Source organism: Vibrio cholerae ATCC 14035, from assembly GCF_000621645.1.
Taxonomy (GTDB): domain Bacteria; phylum Pseudomonadota; class Gammaproteobacteria; order Enterobacterales; family Vibrionaceae; genus Vibrio; species Vibrio cholerae.
Genome location: NZ_KK211323.1, coordinates 207,884 through 224,516 on the forward strand (window position 1 = coordinate 207,884; position 16,633 = coordinate 224,516).

Consider the following 16,633-nt stretch of genomic DNA (forward strand, 5'->3'; position numbering starts at 1 on the left):
AATAAAAGATTAATTAATAACCACATGTAAACCTTGTGATTTTCTTATTGTTGACAGTCTAACGCCTGTCAGTAGACTAGCCAAGCATAAAACCAATAACCCCAATAAGGATTACACGTGGAAGTTCGTCATAACTGGACGGTCGCTGAGGTCAAAGCGTTACTGGATAAACCTTTTATGGATCTGCTGTTTGAAGCGCAGCAGGTGCATCGTCTTCATCATCCGCACAACCATGTGCAGGTCAGCACGCTGCTGTCGATCAAAACTGGCGCTTGTCCAGAAGATTGCAAATATTGCCCGCAAAGTGCTCACTACCGTACTGATGTAGATAAAGAGCGTTTGATGGAAGTCGAGCGCGTATTGGATGCGGCGCAAAAAGCCAAAAATTCAGGCTCGACCCGTTTTTGTATGGGCGCGGCGTGGAAGAATCCGAAAGAGCGTGATATGCCGCTGCTCAAAGAGATGATCCGCGGCGTGAAGGATATGGGGCTAGAAACCTGCATGACGCTGGGTATGTTGACGCCAGATCAAGCGCAGCAATTGGCGCAAGCGGGGCTGGATTATTACAACCACAACCTTGATACCTCTCCGGAATTTTATGGCAACATCATCACCACACGCACATACCAAGATCGCCTAGATACCTTATCGCACGTGCGTGATGCCGGGATGAAGATCTGCTCGGGGGGCATTATCGGCATGGGCGAAAGCACCAATGACCGCGCTGGGTTATTGGTTGAGCTCGCGAATTTGCCGACTCATCCGGAAAGTGTGCCGATCAACATGCTGGTCAAAGTGAAAGGTACACCACTGGAACAAGTCGATGATGTGGAACCCTTTGATTTTGTGCGTTTGATTGCGGTAGCGCGCATTATGATGCCGAAATCTGCGGTTCGCCTTTCAGCTGGACGCGAGAAGATGAATGAGCAGATGCAGGCGCTGTGCTTTATGGCAGGAGCCAATTCGATTTTCTACGGTTGCAAACTGCTGACCACCCCCAACCCAGCGGAAGACAGCGATATGCTGCTGTTTAAAAAGCTAGGAATTAACCGCGAACAAGTGGCGCAAAAGCCCGATGAAATCACGGAAAATGAGTTGTTGGATAGAGTCGTTGAACGAGTAGCCGCGCGCCCAACCGCCAGCGATTTATTTTATGACGCTGCGCTTTAAGTCGCGGATTGAGCAAGCTCTGAATGAGCGTGAACATTCAGGGCTGACTCGCCGTCTTCAGCTTTTAGATCGAAGCGCACAAGGTGAACTGATTCAGCAAGATCGTACTTACCTGAACTTCTCAAGCAACGATTACCTTGGTTTAGCCAATGATGCTGAGTTAGTGCAGGCTTGGCAAACCGGTCTGGCGCGCTTTGGCGCAGGCAGTGGCGCTTCGCCGATGGTAACTGGTTTTAGCTCCGCTCATGCCGAGTTAGAGCATGAGTTGTGTCACTGGCTTGGTTACGAGCGAGCAGTCTTGTTCAGCTCTGGCTTTAGTGCCAATCAAGCCCTGCTGTTTACTTTGCTCGAAAAAGAGGACTTGCTGCTGCAAGACAAACTCAATCACGCCTCCTTGATGGAAGCGGGTATGTTAAGTCCTGCCACCATGAAACGCTTTAAGCACAATGATACTGAGCATCTTCGCCAATTACTGCATGAGCAGAGCAACAGCTTAGTGGTGACGGAAGGGGTGTTTAGCATGGATGGCGATTGCGCACCCTTGGCGCAAATTGCAACTTTAGTGAAACAGCGCGCTTGGTTGATGGTGGATGATGCGCACGGCATTGGCGTGCTTGGAGAGGATGGGGCAGGGAGCTGCCAAGCGGCAGGGATTCATCCCGAGATTCTGGTCGTTACTTTTGGTAAAGCTTTTGGGTTAGCAGGTGCGGCGGTGTTGTGTGATGCGCACGTTGGTGATTATCTGACGCAATTTGCACGCCACCATGTGTATTCCACCGCTATGCCTCCGGCACAAGCGCATGCTCTGACTCATGCTGCGCGGATGATCCAAAGTCAGTCTTGGCGCAGAGAACAATTGGCTGAGCTGCTGGCGTGTTTTGATGAGCAGTGCCGCAATATTCCGGGTTTTGTGGCAACACAAACGCCCATCAAACCTTGGTTGTTGGGCAGCTCTGATTCCGCATTGAGTGCATCCCACGAGCTCAAGCAGCAAGGGATTTGGGTGAGTGCCATTCGACCACCCACCGTGCCTGTAGGCAGTGCGCGTTTACGTATCACGATAACGGCGGCGCATACCCAAGCGCAGATACGCCGCTTATCGGAGCAGTTAAAACATGTGATGGAGAAGGACACATGAGCATGACAGCCACGGAGCTTTGTGTTGAATTAAAAGACAAAAGTGCGATTGCGCAAGCCTTTGGCAAAGCCGCCGCGCACTATGATCAGCACGCGGCTTTTCAGCGCGATGTCGGATTGCGTTTACTGCAAAAAATGCCCAGTTGTCTGAAGGGGCTGCGAGTATTGGATCTCGGTTGTGGTACCGGTTATTTTTCAGCCTTGCTACGCGAGCGGGGAGCGCAAGTGGTGTGCGCCGATATCTCACACGCCATGCTTGAGCAAGCAAAGCAACGCTGCGGTGATGAAGGCATGAGTTACCAGTTAGCGGATGCCGAGCAACTGCCTTTTGCATCTGCTTGTTTTGACATGGTATTTTCAAGCTTAGCATTACAATGGTGTGAAGATCTGTCGCTGCCGCTGAGCGAAATTCGCCGTGTACTCAAACCACATGGTCAAGCCTTCCTCTCCACCTTGTTAGACGGTTCGCTGTTTGAACTCGAGCAAGCGTGGCGCAGCGTTGATCATCATCGTCATATCAATCAGTTCATTTCCATCAATCAGGTAAAAATTGCGTTAGCGCAAGCCGGATGTTCGCAACATCACTTAGACTTAGCGGCAATTACGGTTTGGTATGAAGCTGCCTTTATGCTGATGCGCGATCTAAAAGGGATCGGCGCCAATCATGTCAGTGGACGTTCAACGGGGCTAATCAGTCGCCGAACGTTGGCAAAAGTGGAATTGGCCTACCAATCATTTCGTAACCAACAGGGTCTTGTGCCTGCCACATATCAGGTTTGTTTAGGGGTTATTCACCGATGAGAAATGCAATTTTTATCGCAGGGACGGATACCGACGTTGGGAAAACAGTCGCTTCGAAAGCGATTCTTCAGGCGCTCGCGACACACAATATCGCTACGATTGGCTATAAGCCAGTCGCAGCGGGGAGTGATAAAACTGAGTTTGGCTATCGCAATTCCGATGCCTTGCATCTGATGAAAGCCGCGACCGTCGATATGCCGTATGAGGACGTCAATCCTTATGCCTTAGTACTTCCCACTTCACCACACATCGCCGCTAAGCATGAAAATGTTACGATTGATTATGCGCTGCTAAGCAATAAGCTCTCGAAACATAAGCAAAATGCAGAGTTAGTCGTGGTAGAAGGTGCGGGAGGTTGGCGAGTTCCTACTTCCGATTCCGATTGTTTATCTACTTGGGTAAAACAAGAGCGTTTACCGGTCATCTTGGTGGTTGGAATTAAACTCGGTTGTCTGAGCCATGCGATTTTGACCGCAGAAGCGATTCGTGCCGATGGGTTAGAGCTAGTCGGCTGGATTGCCAACCGGATTAATCCGGGAACTGAACACTATGCGGAGATCATTGAGCATCTAGAAGGGCGGCTTGGTACACCGAAATTAGGGGAGATCCCTTATATGCCTAAGGCTAAACGTCAAGAGTTAGGCAAGTTCATCCAACTGGATCACTTGTTAGAACCCGACACCGTGGCATAACGACGCTAAATAACAAAAGGCTGCTCAAACATGAGCAGCCTTTTTAGTATCAGACTGTATGGAAGTTGAGTGTGCGAGAGGCTATTTCTCTGCGCTCAAACCCATTAAAGAGTGTTGAGTATCGACGATCTGCTGCTGCAGCGTCTGCTCTTTGGCTTCCAATCCGAGTTGAGTACGAGCTTCTTGTTCACTGATACCTAAATGACAACAAAGTAAATCAATCGCCATTTGGTAGCTATGTGCTTCAGCCATGTGTTTTCCTTTGTTTGTGGTTAAATTCCTTCGACTCACGCACTCTATGCCTTCATTACGGCTATCTCAATACGACCAAAGTCTATACCCTTGTGCCTTCTAGGCTGCTCAGCATTTGCCGAACAGAATCTGGACATTAAATGTTGCAATTTACTACTTAACCTTGTTTTTCAAATGGAAGAACATATGTTGTAAATAAGAACAAACGATGTGTGGTAAAGTCGCGCATCGCAACCGCTGAGAAGTTTCCTTCGGAGATTAAGTCATGAAACGTATATTGTTATTCTTAGCAACCAACCTTGCTGTCGTATTGGTGCTTAGTGTTGTTTTGAATATTGTTTATGCCGTCACGGGCATGCAGCCAGGGAGTTTGTCTGGTCTGTTGGTGATGGCGGCTGTGTTTGGCTTTGGCGGTGCATTTATTTCACTGCTGATGTCAAAAAGTATGGCCCTACGCTCAGTGGGTGGTGTCGTCATTGATACTCCACGCAATGAGATGGAACATTGGCTATTGGAAACGGTACGTCGCCAAGCAAACCAAGCGGGTATCGGTATGCCAACGGTGGCGATTTATGATGCGCCAGACATGAATGCGTTTGCCACGGGTGCAAAGCGTGATGATTCTCTGGTCGCGGTCTCAACGGGATTGCTGCACAACATGACGCGTGATGAGGCCGAAGCTGTGTTGGCGCATGAAGTTAGCCACATTGCTAACGGTGACATGGTCACCATGACGCTGATGCAAGGGGTGGTGAACACCTTCGTGATCTTCTTGTCGCGCTTTATTGCCAATATCGTGGCTTCACGTGATTCGGAAGAAGGTGAAGGTAGCAACATGATGGTCTATTTCGGTGTATCTATGGTGCTTGAATTGGTGTTTGGTTTCTTAGCCAGCTTCATCACCATGTGGTATAGCCGCCACCGTGAGTTCCATGCCGATGCGGGTGCCGCTCAGTTAGTCGGTAAGCACAAGATGATTGCGGCGTTAGAACGCCTGAAAATGGGTCAGGAGTCGCATCTTGAAGGTTCGATGATGGCGTTTGGCATCACAGGTAAACGCTCTCTATCCGAATTAATGATGACTCACCCACCCCTTGAAAAACGTATCGCAGCACTGCGCAATATGTAATCTCTTCCAACCAGCCTTCGGGCTGGTTTTGTTTATCTTGATTGATAGTCTTCTTGAGCTCGTTTTCTTAACGCTCTTTAGTGATCCCTTACATTCTGAGTTTCGTAACATGAAGTATAAAGTTGTACAGAAAAAATCTTGTACAACTTTACAAACTCAACTATGGTTGTAATGCATTATACGAATCTTAAATTTGTATAACTTTAGGGATGAGCATTATGGACGTACAACACGTCGCGCAGTTTTATCAACAATTAGATAAAAGCCAATTACATAGGCTGATTGAAATCTATCATCCTGATGTGGTGTTTGAAGATGCCGCACATCGCATCGAAGGGTTTGACGCCCTTTACCAGTATTTTTTGAATCTTTACCAAAACGTCCATACCTGTACTTTTACCATTCATGAGCAGTATGCGGTCAATGAGGGCGCGTTTTTGGTCTGGACCATGCATTTACGTCACCCAAAATTAGCCAAGGGCGAACAGGTGGATGTGAAAGGCGTGAGCCACTTGCACTTTGCCGAGGGCAAAGTGACCTACCATCGCGATTATTTCGATATGGGGGAAATGCTTTATGAGCAATTGCCTGTGCTTGGGCAAGTTATCCGCGCGATTAAGCGGAGACTAGGACAATGACCGCGGTGTTCATTACCGGTGCGACCTCCGGAATTGGTAAACAACTGGCGTTGGATTATGCCAAACAGGGTTGGCAAGTGATTGCGTGTGGACGTAATCAGTCGGTGTTAGACAGCTTACATACACAATATGCCAACATTTTTCCCTTGGCGTTTGATGTCACCGATCATCCCGGTACAAAAGCGGCATTAGCGCAGCTTCCATGTCAGCCGGAACTCTGGATTTTAAATGCAGGCGATTGTGAGTACATCGACGATGGCAAGATGGATGTCACACTGATGGCACGTGTGTTCAATATCAATGTGCTTGGCGTAGCGGCGGTGATTGAAGGTATACAGCCACATTTGTCCTGTGGTCACCGTGTGGCGATTGTTGGCTCGATTGCCAGTGAGCTGGCCTTGCCGCGAGCAGAAGCTTATGGCGCTTCCAAAGCGGCCGTCGCTTATTTAGCACGAACGCTTCAACTCGATTGGCGTCCACTTGGTATCGAAGTCACCACCATTTTTCCGGGCTTTGTCGCCACACCACTCACGGATCGCAATACTTTTGCCATGCCCATGATCATCACAGTAGAGCGTGCCGCCCAGGAGATCAAAGCTGGCTTGGCGCGCGGTGTGTCACAACTCTATTTCCCTAAACGATTTACTTGGCTGATTCGGTTACTCGGTGCTTTGCCTTATGCATGGCAAGGTCGCTTAGTTCGACGTCTGTTGAAGGCTTAATAAGGATTTTTTGATGAAAATTGCAATCATTGGCTCGGGCATTTCAGGTTTAACCTGTGGTTACTATCTGCACCGTTATCACGATATCACCCTATTCGAAGCCAATGACTACATTGGTGGGCACACTGCGACGGTGGATGTTGAGCTTGCGGGTAAGCCGTACGCAGTGGATACGGGCTTTATCGTTTATAACGACAGAACCTATCCCAATTTCATCAAAATGATGGATGAGATTGGCGTGCAAGGTAAACCGACGCAGATGAGCTTCAGTGTGCGTAATGATGCTAACGGTTTGGAGTACAACGGGCATACCCTGACGACCTTATTCGCTCAAAAACGTAACTGGCTGAATCCAAAGTTTTATCGTTTTATCGCGGAGATTTTACGCTTTAACCGTTTAACGAAAGCGTGCGTCGATAATCAATTGGCGAATGAGCAAACCTTAGGTGATTTTCTGGCTCAGCATCAGTTTTCTGAATACTTCTGTGAAAACTACATTCTACCCATGGGGGCGGCGATTTGGTCTTCCTCTCTGGCGGATATGCGAGCTTTCCCTCTGATGTTTTTCGCGCGCTTTTTCCTAAACCATGGCCTACTGGATGTCACCAATCGTCCACAGTGGTATGTGATCCCCGGCGGTTCGCGCAGTTATATTGCGCCTTTAACCCAAGGATTTGGCGATCGCATCCGCCTCAATAGCGCGGTCACTCAAGTGAAGCGTTTACCAAGTGGGGTAGAGGTTGTGGTCAATGGTCGGAGTGAGCGTTTTGATGAGGTGATTTTTGCTTGCCATAGCGACCAAGCTCTTGCCATGCTCAGTGATGCAAGTTCCACCGAACAACAACTGCTGTCTGCACTCGCTTATCAGGCGAATGAAGTGGTGCTCCATACGGATACTCGTCTGCTGCCCAAACGTAAAGCGGCTTGGGCGGCTTGGAATTACTGGTTGAAAGGTGAAGCCAATCAAGAAACGCGTTTGCCATCTTTGACCTACAACATGAATATTTTGCAGCATATTGAAGCGCCTGAGACGTTCTGCGTCACACTCAATAGTAGTGAGGACATTGATCCGAGCAAGATACTGCGCCGATTTACCTATCATCACCCGGTGTTTTCTCGTCCTGCGATTGAAGCGCAGCAGAAAAAAGCGCAGATCAGCGGTGTCAACCATACTTGGTTTTGTGGCGCATACTGGCATAACGGCTTTCATGAGGATGGGGTACGCAGTGCGCTGGATGTGGTGACCCAATTGGAAGCTTACGCACAGCGCAGTGAGCAAGGAGCGGCCTAATGCCTGTGCCCCAAGATAGCACCGAGTGGCAAAGTTGTTTGATGGTTGGACAAGTCAGACATCGACGTTTTACGCCGGTCGAGCACGCACTCAACTATCCGCTGTTTATGCCTTGTATTGATTTAGATGAATGGCCACAGTTGGCGGATAAAGTGTGGGGATTGGGTGAGCGTTGGTGGCATTGGGCGCGTTTTCGCCGTGAAGATTACCTCGGGCAAGGCCCGCTCAAACAAGCAGTACTTGATAAGATCGAGCAACTGACGGGAGAGCGAATAGAAGGCGGCAGAGTGGTGGCTTTGCTGCACCTGCGCTATCTCGGAATCTATTTTAGCCCAGTCAACTTTTACTACGTCTATGATAGCGAAAAGCGTTGGCGTTATTTGTTGGCTGAAGTCAGCAATACCCCGTGGAATGAGCGCCACTACTATGCGGTTCCAGCACAAGCAGCATTAACCTCAGAAGAGGCTGCCGTGATTGAATGGCAGCATGCGAAAGCGTTTCATGTTTCGCCATTCAATCCCATCGAACAGAGATACTGCTGGAAAATTAAACCCTTAACTCGCGCGCTGATGATCCATCTTGAGTGTCATCGTAGTAATAAAGAGTTTGATGCTACCTTAGCGATGCAGGCTGAACCCTTGAGCGCAAGCAATTTATTACCTCGATTGATCAAAACGCCGATCATGGCAGTAAAAGTGGTATTGGGCATTTATTGGCACGCTTTCAAATTGTGGCGCAAAGGTGCCCCGTTTTATGCGCACCCAGACCAAACTCAGAACAATAATAAGGAGCAACCTCATGTTAAATAGCTCGTCGATGGAAATATCCCGCTCTCTCACCAGTTGGCAGAAAGGTGCCCGCAGTATTATTCACCGTGCATTACAGTATCTCGAAGGCAATTTAACAGTGATAGAACATTTCCCCGATCAAACCCAAACCACGCATGAACAATTTGGCCAAGATAAGCCCGATGCCATTCATGCCGTGATTGAAATTAAACACCCGGATTTTTACAGCCGAGTATTGAAGGGCGGGAGTATTGCTGCCGCAGAAGCTTACATGGAAGGGTGGTGGGAAAGCCCTAATCTGACGGCCTTGATGCAGTTGATGGCTGCCAACCTCGGTACGCTGGATAAGCTAGAAAGTCAAAGTAGTCCTGTGACTCAATGGTTAAACCGTTTCACTCACTGGCTCAAACGCAACACCATAGATCAAGCCAAAGATAATATTCACCAGCACTATGATTTGGGGAATGAGCTTTATCAACTGTTCCTCGATGAAGAGATGCTTTACTCCAGCGCGCTGTTTACCCAACCTGAGCTCTCACTAGAGCAGGCGCAGCAAGCCAAAATGCAGCGTTTGTGTGAGCAACTACAACTGAAACCGACCGATCACGTGTTAGAAATTGGTACGGGGTGGGGCGCGATGGCGATTTACATGGCGCAGCACTATGGCTGTAAGGTCACCACCACCACCATTTCGGAAGAGCAGTATGCTTACGCACAGCAAAAAATTACGGCACTTGGGCTAAATAACCAAATTACCCTGCTCAAACAAGATTACCGTTTGCTGAGCGGTCAGTATGACAAGTTGGTATCGATTGAAATGATTGAAGCGGTGGGTAAGGCCTACTTGCCGACGTTTTTGAGCCAATGTTATGCGTTACTGAAGCCGCGCGGCAAAATGGCGATTCAGGCAATCACCATTGCCGATCAGCGTTATGAAAGCTACAGCAATAACGTGGACTTTATTCAGAAATACATTTTCCCCGGCGGTTTTTTGCCTTCGATCAGTGTGTTGACCGAATTAGCCACCAAACGAACTGGGTTGGTGTTGCGTAACTTGCATGACATCGGCATAGATTACGCACTGACGTTGCAACACTGGCGTGACCGATTTGAGCAGCAATTGCCGAAAGTACGTGATCTTGGGTATGACGAACGTTTCATCCGTATGTGGCGTTATTACTTTTGTTACTGCGAAGGTGGCTTTTTAGCCCGTAGCATCAGTACCGTGCACATGACTTTTGAACGAGATTAATCATGGCGTTAGTGGCGATATCATTATGGTTTGACCTGCTCTGGGCACTGGCTGTCTTGGGGCAGCAAACCTGGTTATGGCTCACCACATTACTGGTGGTTGCCACCTATGGCTTAACGGCAATCCAGCGCCATCCGCTGTTTGAAAAAATGGTTTGGATGGCGGTGGTTGGCATCATGATAGACAGCAGCAATATGCTGCTTGGGTTACTCACCTTTGCCGACGATCAATTTCCACTTTGGTTGGTGGCACTCTGGTTTGCGTTTACTTGGTATGCAGGCCACTTACTGCCGCAGCTTAACCAATATTCCCATACTCTTCTGTGTCTCGCCGGAGGCGTTTTGGGAAGTTTAAGTTATTGGTTTGGTTACCGAATGGGCGCGGTTGGTTGGGAATACCCCACCTTTATCGTCATGTTGGCACTGTTTTTGGAATGGATAGGTATCACTTGGTTACTGTTGAAGGTAATGAGGCATGAAAAAAGGACTTATAACCCTATTCGTTTTGCTCGCGAGCGGACTTGGTTACGCCGCCGTCGCTAATGCGGCGCAAGCGGAGCATAAAACTTTCCAGCGATGGGCAGAATGGCCAGTTGTTGGGCAGGCCACCCTTTCATGGCTGTGGCTGGATATCTACTCCTCGCAGTTGCGAGCGCCTGATGGCCTGTATCATGAGTCGCAAGATGTCTCGCCACATCCTGTTGCTCTTGAGATCCGTTATTTGCGCGATATCAGCAGTAAACAGTTGGTGGATGCTACTGAGGATCAGTGGCGAAAACTGGGATTCACCGCACCGCAAACCCAAGCGTGGTTGAAGCAACTGCAGCAAATACTGCCGGATGTCGCGACGGGAGATCGCCTAGTGTATGTCTCTGATGGGCAGCGCGGAGAGTTTTTCTTTAGTCGCCAACAACAGACGGAACGTTCGGTAGGCCGCATTGATGATGAAGCGTTTAATGATGCTTTTCTCTCCATTTGGCTGTCGCCGCAAACGGAATATTTAACCTTGCGTAATCAATTGATAGGAATGAATCGACCATGAGATTGGCTAAATGTTGGCTATTACTGCTCTGTATCTGGCTTAGTGGATGTTCGGCAGAGATTGATGATTATCGTGCGACGACGCCTAAGTTTGATCTCTTCAATTACTTTGTCGGAACGACACATGCGTGGGGTATGGTGCAAGACTATACCGAGAAGCAGACGCGCCGTTTTGAGGTGGTAATTGAAGGTCGGATTGAGAATAACCAACTGATTTTAGTCGAAGACTTCGTGTTTGATGATGGGGAAAAGGATCAACGGATCTGGACGATTAACCGAACGGCTGATGATGCGTACGAAGGACGAGCGGATGACATTGTTGGAACGGCTCGCGGTAAAGAAGTGGGTAATGCACTGCAGTGGCAATACGATTTTGTGTTGAAACTCGACAGCGGCGATGTGCAAGTACACTTCGATGACTGGCTGTATCGACAAGATGACAAGCGGGTATTTAATTTAACCAAAATTCGCAAATTTGGTCTTGAAGTCGGTCGGATTACTCTGTTTTTTGAAAAGCAGGAGTGAAACGGTCTGGTATAAACCAAGTCGATAAGTCGTCGATAAGTAAAAGGGGAGCCGTTGCTCCCCTTAGTCATTTGGTCTCTCTTGTCGAGATTACAGCTTGTCCGTCAGCTCAATCGCGTAGCCAATATAGCTGGCTGGTGTCATGGCTTTCAAGCGAGTTTTCTCTTCCGCTGGCAGTGCTAAACCATCAATGAATTGACGCATCGCTTCGCCATCTACTCGCTTACCACGAGTCAGTTCTTTGAGCTTCTCATATGGCTTTTCAATGCCGTAGCGGCGCATCACAGTTTGGATTGGCTCTGCCAGAACTTCCCAGTTGTGATCCAGTTCTGCAAGTAGTGCGTCACGGTTCACTTCCAGCTTGCTGATGCCTTTCAAAGTTGAGGTATAAGCGATGATGGCATAGCCGACACCCACACCGAGGTTACGCAGCACGGTAGAATCCGTTAGGTCACGTTGCCAACGAGAGATAGGCAGCTTTTGCGCTAAATGGGTAAATACCGCATTCGCCAGACCCAAGTTACCTTCTGAGTTTTCAAAGTCGATTGGGTTGACTTTGTGTGGCATGGTAGAAGAACCAATTTCACCCGCGATGGTTCTTTGTTTGAAGTGGCCCAGGGCAATGTAACCCCAAACATCACGATCAAAATCGATCAAGATGGTGTTAAAACGTGCCACCGCTTCAAACAGCTCAGCAATGTAATCATGCGGCTCGATTTGCGTGGTGTACGGGTTCCAATCTACGCCCAAAGATTCAGTGATGAACTCTTCGCTGAATTTATGCCAATCTACCGTTGGGTAAGCAGAAAGGTGCGCGTTGTAGTTACCCACCGCACCGTTGATTTTGGCTAGGATTTCTACGTTAGCGATCTGCTTGTATTGGCGCTCCATGCGGTAGGCCACGTTCGCCATCTCTTTACCCATGGTCGATGGAGAGGCTGGCTGACCGTGAGTACGAGAAAGCAGCGGAATATCGCGGTACTCTTCGGCCAGTTTGCGAATTGCGTCAATCACGTTGCGAATTTCAGGCAGGATCACCGTGTCACGCGCTTCTTTGAGCATCAACGCATGTGAAGTGTTGTTGATGTCTTCGGAAGTACAAGCAAAGTGAATGAACTCGTTGACGGCATGCAGCTCAGGCATGGCCGCTACTTTCTCTTTCAGGAAGTATTCCACGGCTTTTACATCGTGGTTGGTGGTGCGTTCAATCTCTTTGATACGGAGTGCATCCGCCTCATTGAAGTTGGCGGCAATCGCATCAAGGAATTGATTCGCTTCGGCACTGAATGCAGGCACTTCTGCGATCTCAGCAGTGGCGGCTAGCTTTTGTAGCCAGCGAATTTCAACGATAGTGCGGTACTTTAGGAGACCAAACTCACTGAAGATACTGCGTAACGCAATCGTTTTACTTCCGTAGCGGCCATCTACCGGTGAAACAGCAGTCAATGCTGACAGTTCCATGTTCTTCTCCTGAATATTGAGTTAAAGGTGTGAGTAATTCGAGTGGGTAGTCATCACTTAGATTCGCGCTAACAAAATCTGCGCTTGTTCGATCATCTTTTTACGACCGAAAATCAGGTGACGACGGCGTCCACCAACCTGACGCCACAATACGGCGCAGCGGATCCCTGACAGGAGTAGGGCGCGCACTTTGTGCTGGTTAGCGGTTTGCTGTAATACGGCTGGAGTGCCAGTCACTTGAATGCGCGGGCCAATTGGGCTAATCACATCAAGGTAAATGCTGGCGAGGTTACTGATCATTTGATCATCAAATAAGTCAAAATGGTCAAGCTGACGCTCAATCATTTGAATGCGGTCACCGAGTTGGCTCATGGCATCGCGGCGACCACTTAATTTACGCTCAAGCGCCATTAGGCTGATCAGGTAACGGGTGATTTCGCTACCTGATGGCGTGCTGTCAATCCCTTTGACCAAGCACTCTAAGCCGAGCTTGAGCTGACTTTCGTGACCGAAAACTTCAAGCGTGTTACTTGGATTGGTACAAGTAATCGCTTTGAGCGACGTTTCAAACGCATCAGAATCACAGTACCCATTTTTGGCGACTTGCTGCACAAGTGCCACTGCCTGACAAATGCCAGCGAAAGCGATGGTACGGTCGTAAATTGCGTTAGCCACGTAAATCTCCTAAAAATTGACTTTAAATGCGCTCTTCAATAATGCCGCCACCAAGGCAGATTTCACCTTGATAAAAGACGGCGGATTGTCCCGGAGTCACGGCCACTTGTGGCTCGTCAAACATCACCTTGATGCGGTCATCACTCAGGGGAATGATGGTACAAGCGATGTCACTTTGACGATAACGCGTCTTCACGCTGCAACGTACAGGTTCTGTGATGGGGGTGCGATCAACCCAATGTAACTGAGCCGCCACCAAACCATGCGATTTGAGTAGGGGATGATCCGCGCCTTGTACCGCGATGAGTACGTTGCGTTTGAGATCTTTATCCGCCACATACCATGGCTGTTCGCTGCTCTCTTTCATACCACCAATGTGCAGACCTTTACGCTGTCCGAGAGTGTGGTACATCAAGCCTTGGTGCTCACCAATCACTTTGCCTTCCGGGGTTTCAATTTTACCCGGTTGGGCTGGCAAATAGCGAGATAAGAAGTCGGTAAATTTGCGTTCACCGATAAAACAAATACCGGTTGAATCTTTCTTCTTCGCGGTAATTAAGCCTTGTTCTTCGGCAATGCGGCGTACTTCAGGTTTTTCTAGTTCACCTACTGGGAATAGGGTACGCGCCACTTGCTCATGACTCAGAGTATAAAGGAAGTAGCTTTGGTCTTTATTACCGTCTAAACCGCGCAGCATTTGCGGTTTTTCGCCATTCTGCGGGAAGGTGCGACGCACATAGTGCCCCATAGCAATGTAGTCCGCATCCAGCACTTCATCAGCAAATTCTAAGAAGGCTTTAAATTTGATCTCTTTATTACACAAAATATCTGGGTTAGGAGTACGTCCCGCCTTATATTCCGCGAGGAAGTATTCAAATACGTTATCCCAGTATTCTGCTGCGAAGTTAATGGTATGAAGTGGGATGCCGAGTTTGTCACACACCGCCTGAGCATCTGCTAAATCTTCTGCCGCAGTACAATACTCTTCGTTATCGTCTTCTTCCCAGTTTTTCATAAACAGGCCTTCCACTTGGTAACCCTGTTGCTTGAGAAGATAGGCTGAAACAGAGGAATCAACCCCTCCAGACATACCGACAATCACTTTCTTTTGGCTGTTTGCGCTGTGCTCTACAGACATCACTTATCTACCACTTGAGGAACTTGGACGGGGATTCTAACAGAAAGAATTTTTCGAGGACAGATCCGAGACGCTAATCACACTTCCCCGAACCTAAACGCTATGTTGCTAACCTATTGAATCACTTGTGCTCCAAGCGCTAAGAGAAGAGCGCGAAATAAAATCCTCAGCGTGCAAACGTTTGCTTTTTTTCCTTTATTGCTGCACTAAAAGGTGCGCGGTAGAATCGGCGCTCCTTTCATCCTTGAACCCAAGTAACCTTTATGAAATTTCCTGGCCAACGCAAATCTAAGCATTATTTTCCGGTTCACGCGCGTGATCCTCTGGTCATTCAAGCGCAAGAAAATAAGAAGATGTCGCGCACCCACATTATCGGTATTGATCAAACCCTAGTGGATATTGAGGCCAAAGTCGATTCAGATTTGATTGAACGTTATGGTTTAAGTAAAGGACACTCATTGGTCATTGATGATCATGCTGCAGAAGCGTTATACAACGAATTAAAAGAGCAGCGTTTGATTACCAATGAATATGCAGGTGGAACCATAGGGAATACGCTGCATAATTACTCCGTGCTTGCGGATGATCGCTCCACGCTACTGGGTGTGATGAGCCAAGATATTAAAATTGGCAGTTACGGTTATCGCTATCTGTGTAACACTTCTAGCCGCATGGATCTCAACTATCTGCAAGGTGTAGATGGCGCGATTGGCCGCTGCTTTGCCTTAATTACCGAAGATGGTGAACGTACTTTCGCGATCAGCGAAGGTCAAATGAACCAATTACGCCCAGACAGTATTCCTGAAAAAATATTTGCTAGTGCCTCTGCATTAGTGATCACGGCTTATTTAGTTCGTTGTAAAGAAGGCGATCCAATGCCGGAAGCAACAATGCGTGCCATTGAATATGCCAAAAAATATGATGTGCCTGTGGTATTAACCCTAGGTACTAAATTTGTTATTCAAGATGATCCGAAATTCTGGCAAGAATTTTTACGTGATCATGTCACTGTGGTGGCAATGAATGAAGATGAAGCATTAGCTTTAACAGGAGAAAGCGATCCGCTCGCAGCCTCAGATAAAGCGTTAGATTGGGTTGATTTAGTACTGTGTACTGCAGGCCCAGTCGGTTTATTTATGGCGGGTTACACCGAAGATTCCGCTAAACGTGAAACGTCATTACCGTTATTACCGGGATCGGTCCCAGAATTTAACCGCTATGAATTTAGCCGCCCTGCCCGTAAAGAGAGTTGTATAAATCCTATTCGTGTTTATTCACATATTTCACCGTATATAGGCGGTCCAGAGAAGATAAAAAATACCAATGGTGCTGGAGACGCAGCATTATCCGCTCTACTGCATGATATGGCGGCTAATAAATACCATAAAGAAAACGTCCCTAACTCAAGTAAGCATCAACATGAGTTTTTAACCTATTCTTCTTTCTCTCAAGTTTGCAAATACTCTAACCGTGCAAGTTATGAAGTATTGGCGCAGCACTCACCACGTCTTTCACGTGGTCTTCCTGAGCGAGAAGATAGCCTTGAAGAGGCTTATTGGGAAAGATAACAAAAAGGCTCCTTCGGGAGCTGATAAGAGACTAGAAAAATGAACAAAAAGAAAGATAGGGATTTGGCGGGAAATTTTGGGATCATTCGGGATCTAAAATAGAGAGAAGATCTAGGAACGGCGCGGGGGTTGAGGGGGGGAGCTTCAAACCCCGCTTTGTATTTTGGCTTTTGAGCAATTCTTTTGTGTTTTGAGCAATCCTCTTTAAAAGTTCACTTTAAGACTATTGAAATGAGCATTAGAGCGCACATCGCAAAAAGGCTTTAAAACCGCTTTAAACCTTTAAATCAATCTCCGATGTCTTTGGCGATGTGAACTACCTGACCAACCACATCAAACTGGTGCTGTTCATGC

General features: G+C 47.9%; 18 protein-coding genes. 14 read left to right on the forward strand and 4 right to left on the reverse strand.

All coding sequences use genetic code 11. The features are described 5' to 3' along the window. The first annotated feature begins 117 nt into the window (after positions 1–117). From bioB to bioD, 4 genes are read left to right on the forward strand one after another with little or no spacing between them, the layout of a single operon-like run. Complete coding sequence (gene bioB / locus T411_RS0117685) at positions 118–1,170, forward strand: biotin synthase BioB (RefSeq protein WP_000453785.1); 1,053 nt, start codon at positions 118–120, stop codon at positions 1,168–1,170. Continuing rightward, a complete protein-coding gene (gene bioF / locus T411_RS0117690; RefSeq protein ID WP_000175211.1) occupies positions 1,154–2,308 on the forward strand; it encodes an 8-amino-7-oxononanoate synthase in 1,155 nt (384 codons plus the stop codon). The genes bioB and bioF overlap by 17 nt, the downstream gene beginning before the upstream one ends. Further along, the gene (gene bioC, locus T411_RS0117695) at positions 2,305–3,108 is read left to right on the forward strand and encodes a malonyl-ACP O-methyltransferase BioC (RefSeq protein WP_000063017.1); all 804 of its coding nucleotides are present in this window, start codon (positions 2,305–2,307) and stop codon (positions 3,106–3,108) included. Before bioF ends, bioC begins: the two co-directional genes overlap by 4 nt. Then, a complete protein-coding gene (bioD, locus tag T411_RS0117700) occupies positions 3,105–3,800 on the forward strand; it encodes a dethiobiotin synthase (RefSeq protein ID WP_001243139.1) in 696 nt (231 codons plus the stop codon). The genes bioC and bioD overlap by 4 nt, the downstream gene beginning before the upstream one ends. 81 nt (positions 3,801–3,881) lie before the next feature. Here bioD and T411_RS1000000121200 read toward each other — a convergent pair whose 3' ends face one another. After that, entirely contained in the window at positions 3,882–4,052 is a 171-nt protein-coding gene (locus T411_RS1000000121200; protein WP_000796532.1) for a hypothetical protein, read from the reverse strand. A gap of 265 nt (positions 4,053–4,317) precedes the next feature. On the opposite strand from T411_RS1000000121200, the gene htpX reads away from it, so the two are divergent. The 9 genes from htpX to T411_RS0117750 all read left to right on the forward strand — a co-directional run bounded on the left by htpX (position 4,318) and on the right by T411_RS0117750 (position 11,437). Continuing rightward, entirely contained in the window at positions 4,318–5,181 is an 864-nt protein-coding gene (gene htpX, locus T411_RS0117710) for a protease HtpX (RefSeq protein ID WP_000821682.1), read from the forward strand. A gap of 218 nt (positions 5,182–5,399) precedes the next feature. Further along, positions 5,400–5,819, forward strand: coding sequence for a nuclear transport factor 2 family protein (locus T411_RS0117715; protein WP_000383061.1), 420 nt, complete (start codon positions 5,400–5,402; stop codon positions 5,817–5,819). After that, complete coding sequence (locus T411_RS0117720; protein ID WP_000127634.1) at positions 5,816–6,541, forward strand: SDR family oxidoreductase; 726 nt, start codon at positions 5,816–5,818, stop codon at positions 6,539–6,541. The genes T411_RS0117715 and T411_RS0117720 overlap by 4 nt, the downstream gene beginning before the upstream one ends. Positions 6,542–6,554: 13 nt before the next feature. Continuing rightward, positions 6,555–7,832, forward strand: coding sequence for an NAD(P)/FAD-dependent oxidoreductase (locus tag T411_RS0117725; protein ID WP_000684176.1), 1,278 nt, complete (start codon positions 6,555–6,557; stop codon positions 7,830–7,832). Further along, entirely contained in the window at positions 7,832–8,641 is an 810-nt protein-coding gene (locus tag T411_RS0117730; RefSeq protein WP_001145047.1) for a DUF1365 domain-containing protein, read from the forward strand. Before T411_RS0117725 ends, T411_RS0117730 begins: the two co-directional genes overlap by 1 nt. After that, positions 8,631–9,872, forward strand: a complete 1,242-nt coding sequence (locus T411_RS0117735) for an SAM-dependent methyltransferase (protein WP_000935148.1) — start codon at positions 8,631–8,633, stop codon at positions 9,870–9,872. The genes T411_RS0117730 and T411_RS0117735 overlap by 11 nt, the downstream gene beginning before the upstream one ends. A gap of 2 nt (positions 9,873–9,874) precedes the next feature. Beyond that, positions 9,875–10,414: a DUF2878 domain-containing protein gene (locus T411_RS0117740; RefSeq protein WP_001229555.1), complete on the forward strand. Its 540-nt coding sequence runs from the start codon at positions 9,875–9,877 to the stop codon at positions 10,412–10,414. Beyond that, positions 10,377–10,913: a chalcone isomerase family protein gene (locus tag T411_RS0117745; protein ID WP_000881186.1), complete on the forward strand. Its 537-nt coding sequence runs from the start codon at positions 10,377–10,379 to the stop codon at positions 10,911–10,913. The genes T411_RS0117740 and T411_RS0117745 overlap by 38 nt, the downstream gene beginning before the upstream one ends. Continuing rightward, positions 10,910–11,437 carry a DUF3833 domain-containing protein gene (locus tag T411_RS0117750; RefSeq protein ID WP_001234232.1) on the forward strand — a complete coding sequence of 176 codons (528 nt, stop codon included), beginning with the start codon at positions 10,910–10,912 and terminating at the stop codon, positions 11,435–11,437. Before T411_RS0117745 ends, T411_RS0117750 begins: the two co-directional genes overlap by 4 nt. Before the next feature lie 90 nt (positions 11,438–11,527). Here T411_RS0117750 and purB read toward each other — a convergent pair whose 3' ends face one another. From purB to mnmA, 3 genes are read right to left on the reverse strand one after another with little or no spacing between them, the layout of a single operon-like run. After that, positions 11,528–12,898 carry an adenylosuccinate lyase gene (gene purB / locus T411_RS0117755; RefSeq protein ID WP_000423489.1) on the reverse strand — a complete coding sequence of 457 codons (1,371 nt, stop codon included), beginning with the start codon at positions 12,896–12,898 and terminating at the stop codon, positions 11,528–11,530. 57 nt (positions 12,899–12,955) lie between these two features. After that, positions 12,956–13,573 carry a high frequency lysogenization protein HflD gene (gene hflD, locus T411_RS0117760; RefSeq protein WP_001262240.1) on the reverse strand — a complete coding sequence of 206 codons (618 nt, stop codon included), beginning with the start codon at positions 13,571–13,573 and terminating at the stop codon, positions 12,956–12,958. 22 nt (positions 13,574–13,595) lie between these two features. Next, positions 13,596–14,711, reverse strand: a complete 1,116-nt coding sequence (gene mnmA, locus T411_RS0117765) for a tRNA 2-thiouridine(34) synthase MnmA (RefSeq protein WP_000109998.1) — start codon at positions 14,709–14,711, stop codon at positions 13,596–13,598. Between the two features lie 263 nt (positions 14,712–14,974). Here mnmA and T411_RS0117770 point away from each other — a divergent pair, with 263 nt between their 5' ends. Next, entirely contained in the window at positions 14,975–16,279 is a 1,305-nt protein-coding gene (locus T411_RS0117770; protein ID WP_000671609.1) for an inosine/guanosine kinase, read from the forward strand. Positions 16,280–16,633 lie beyond the last annotated feature (354 nt).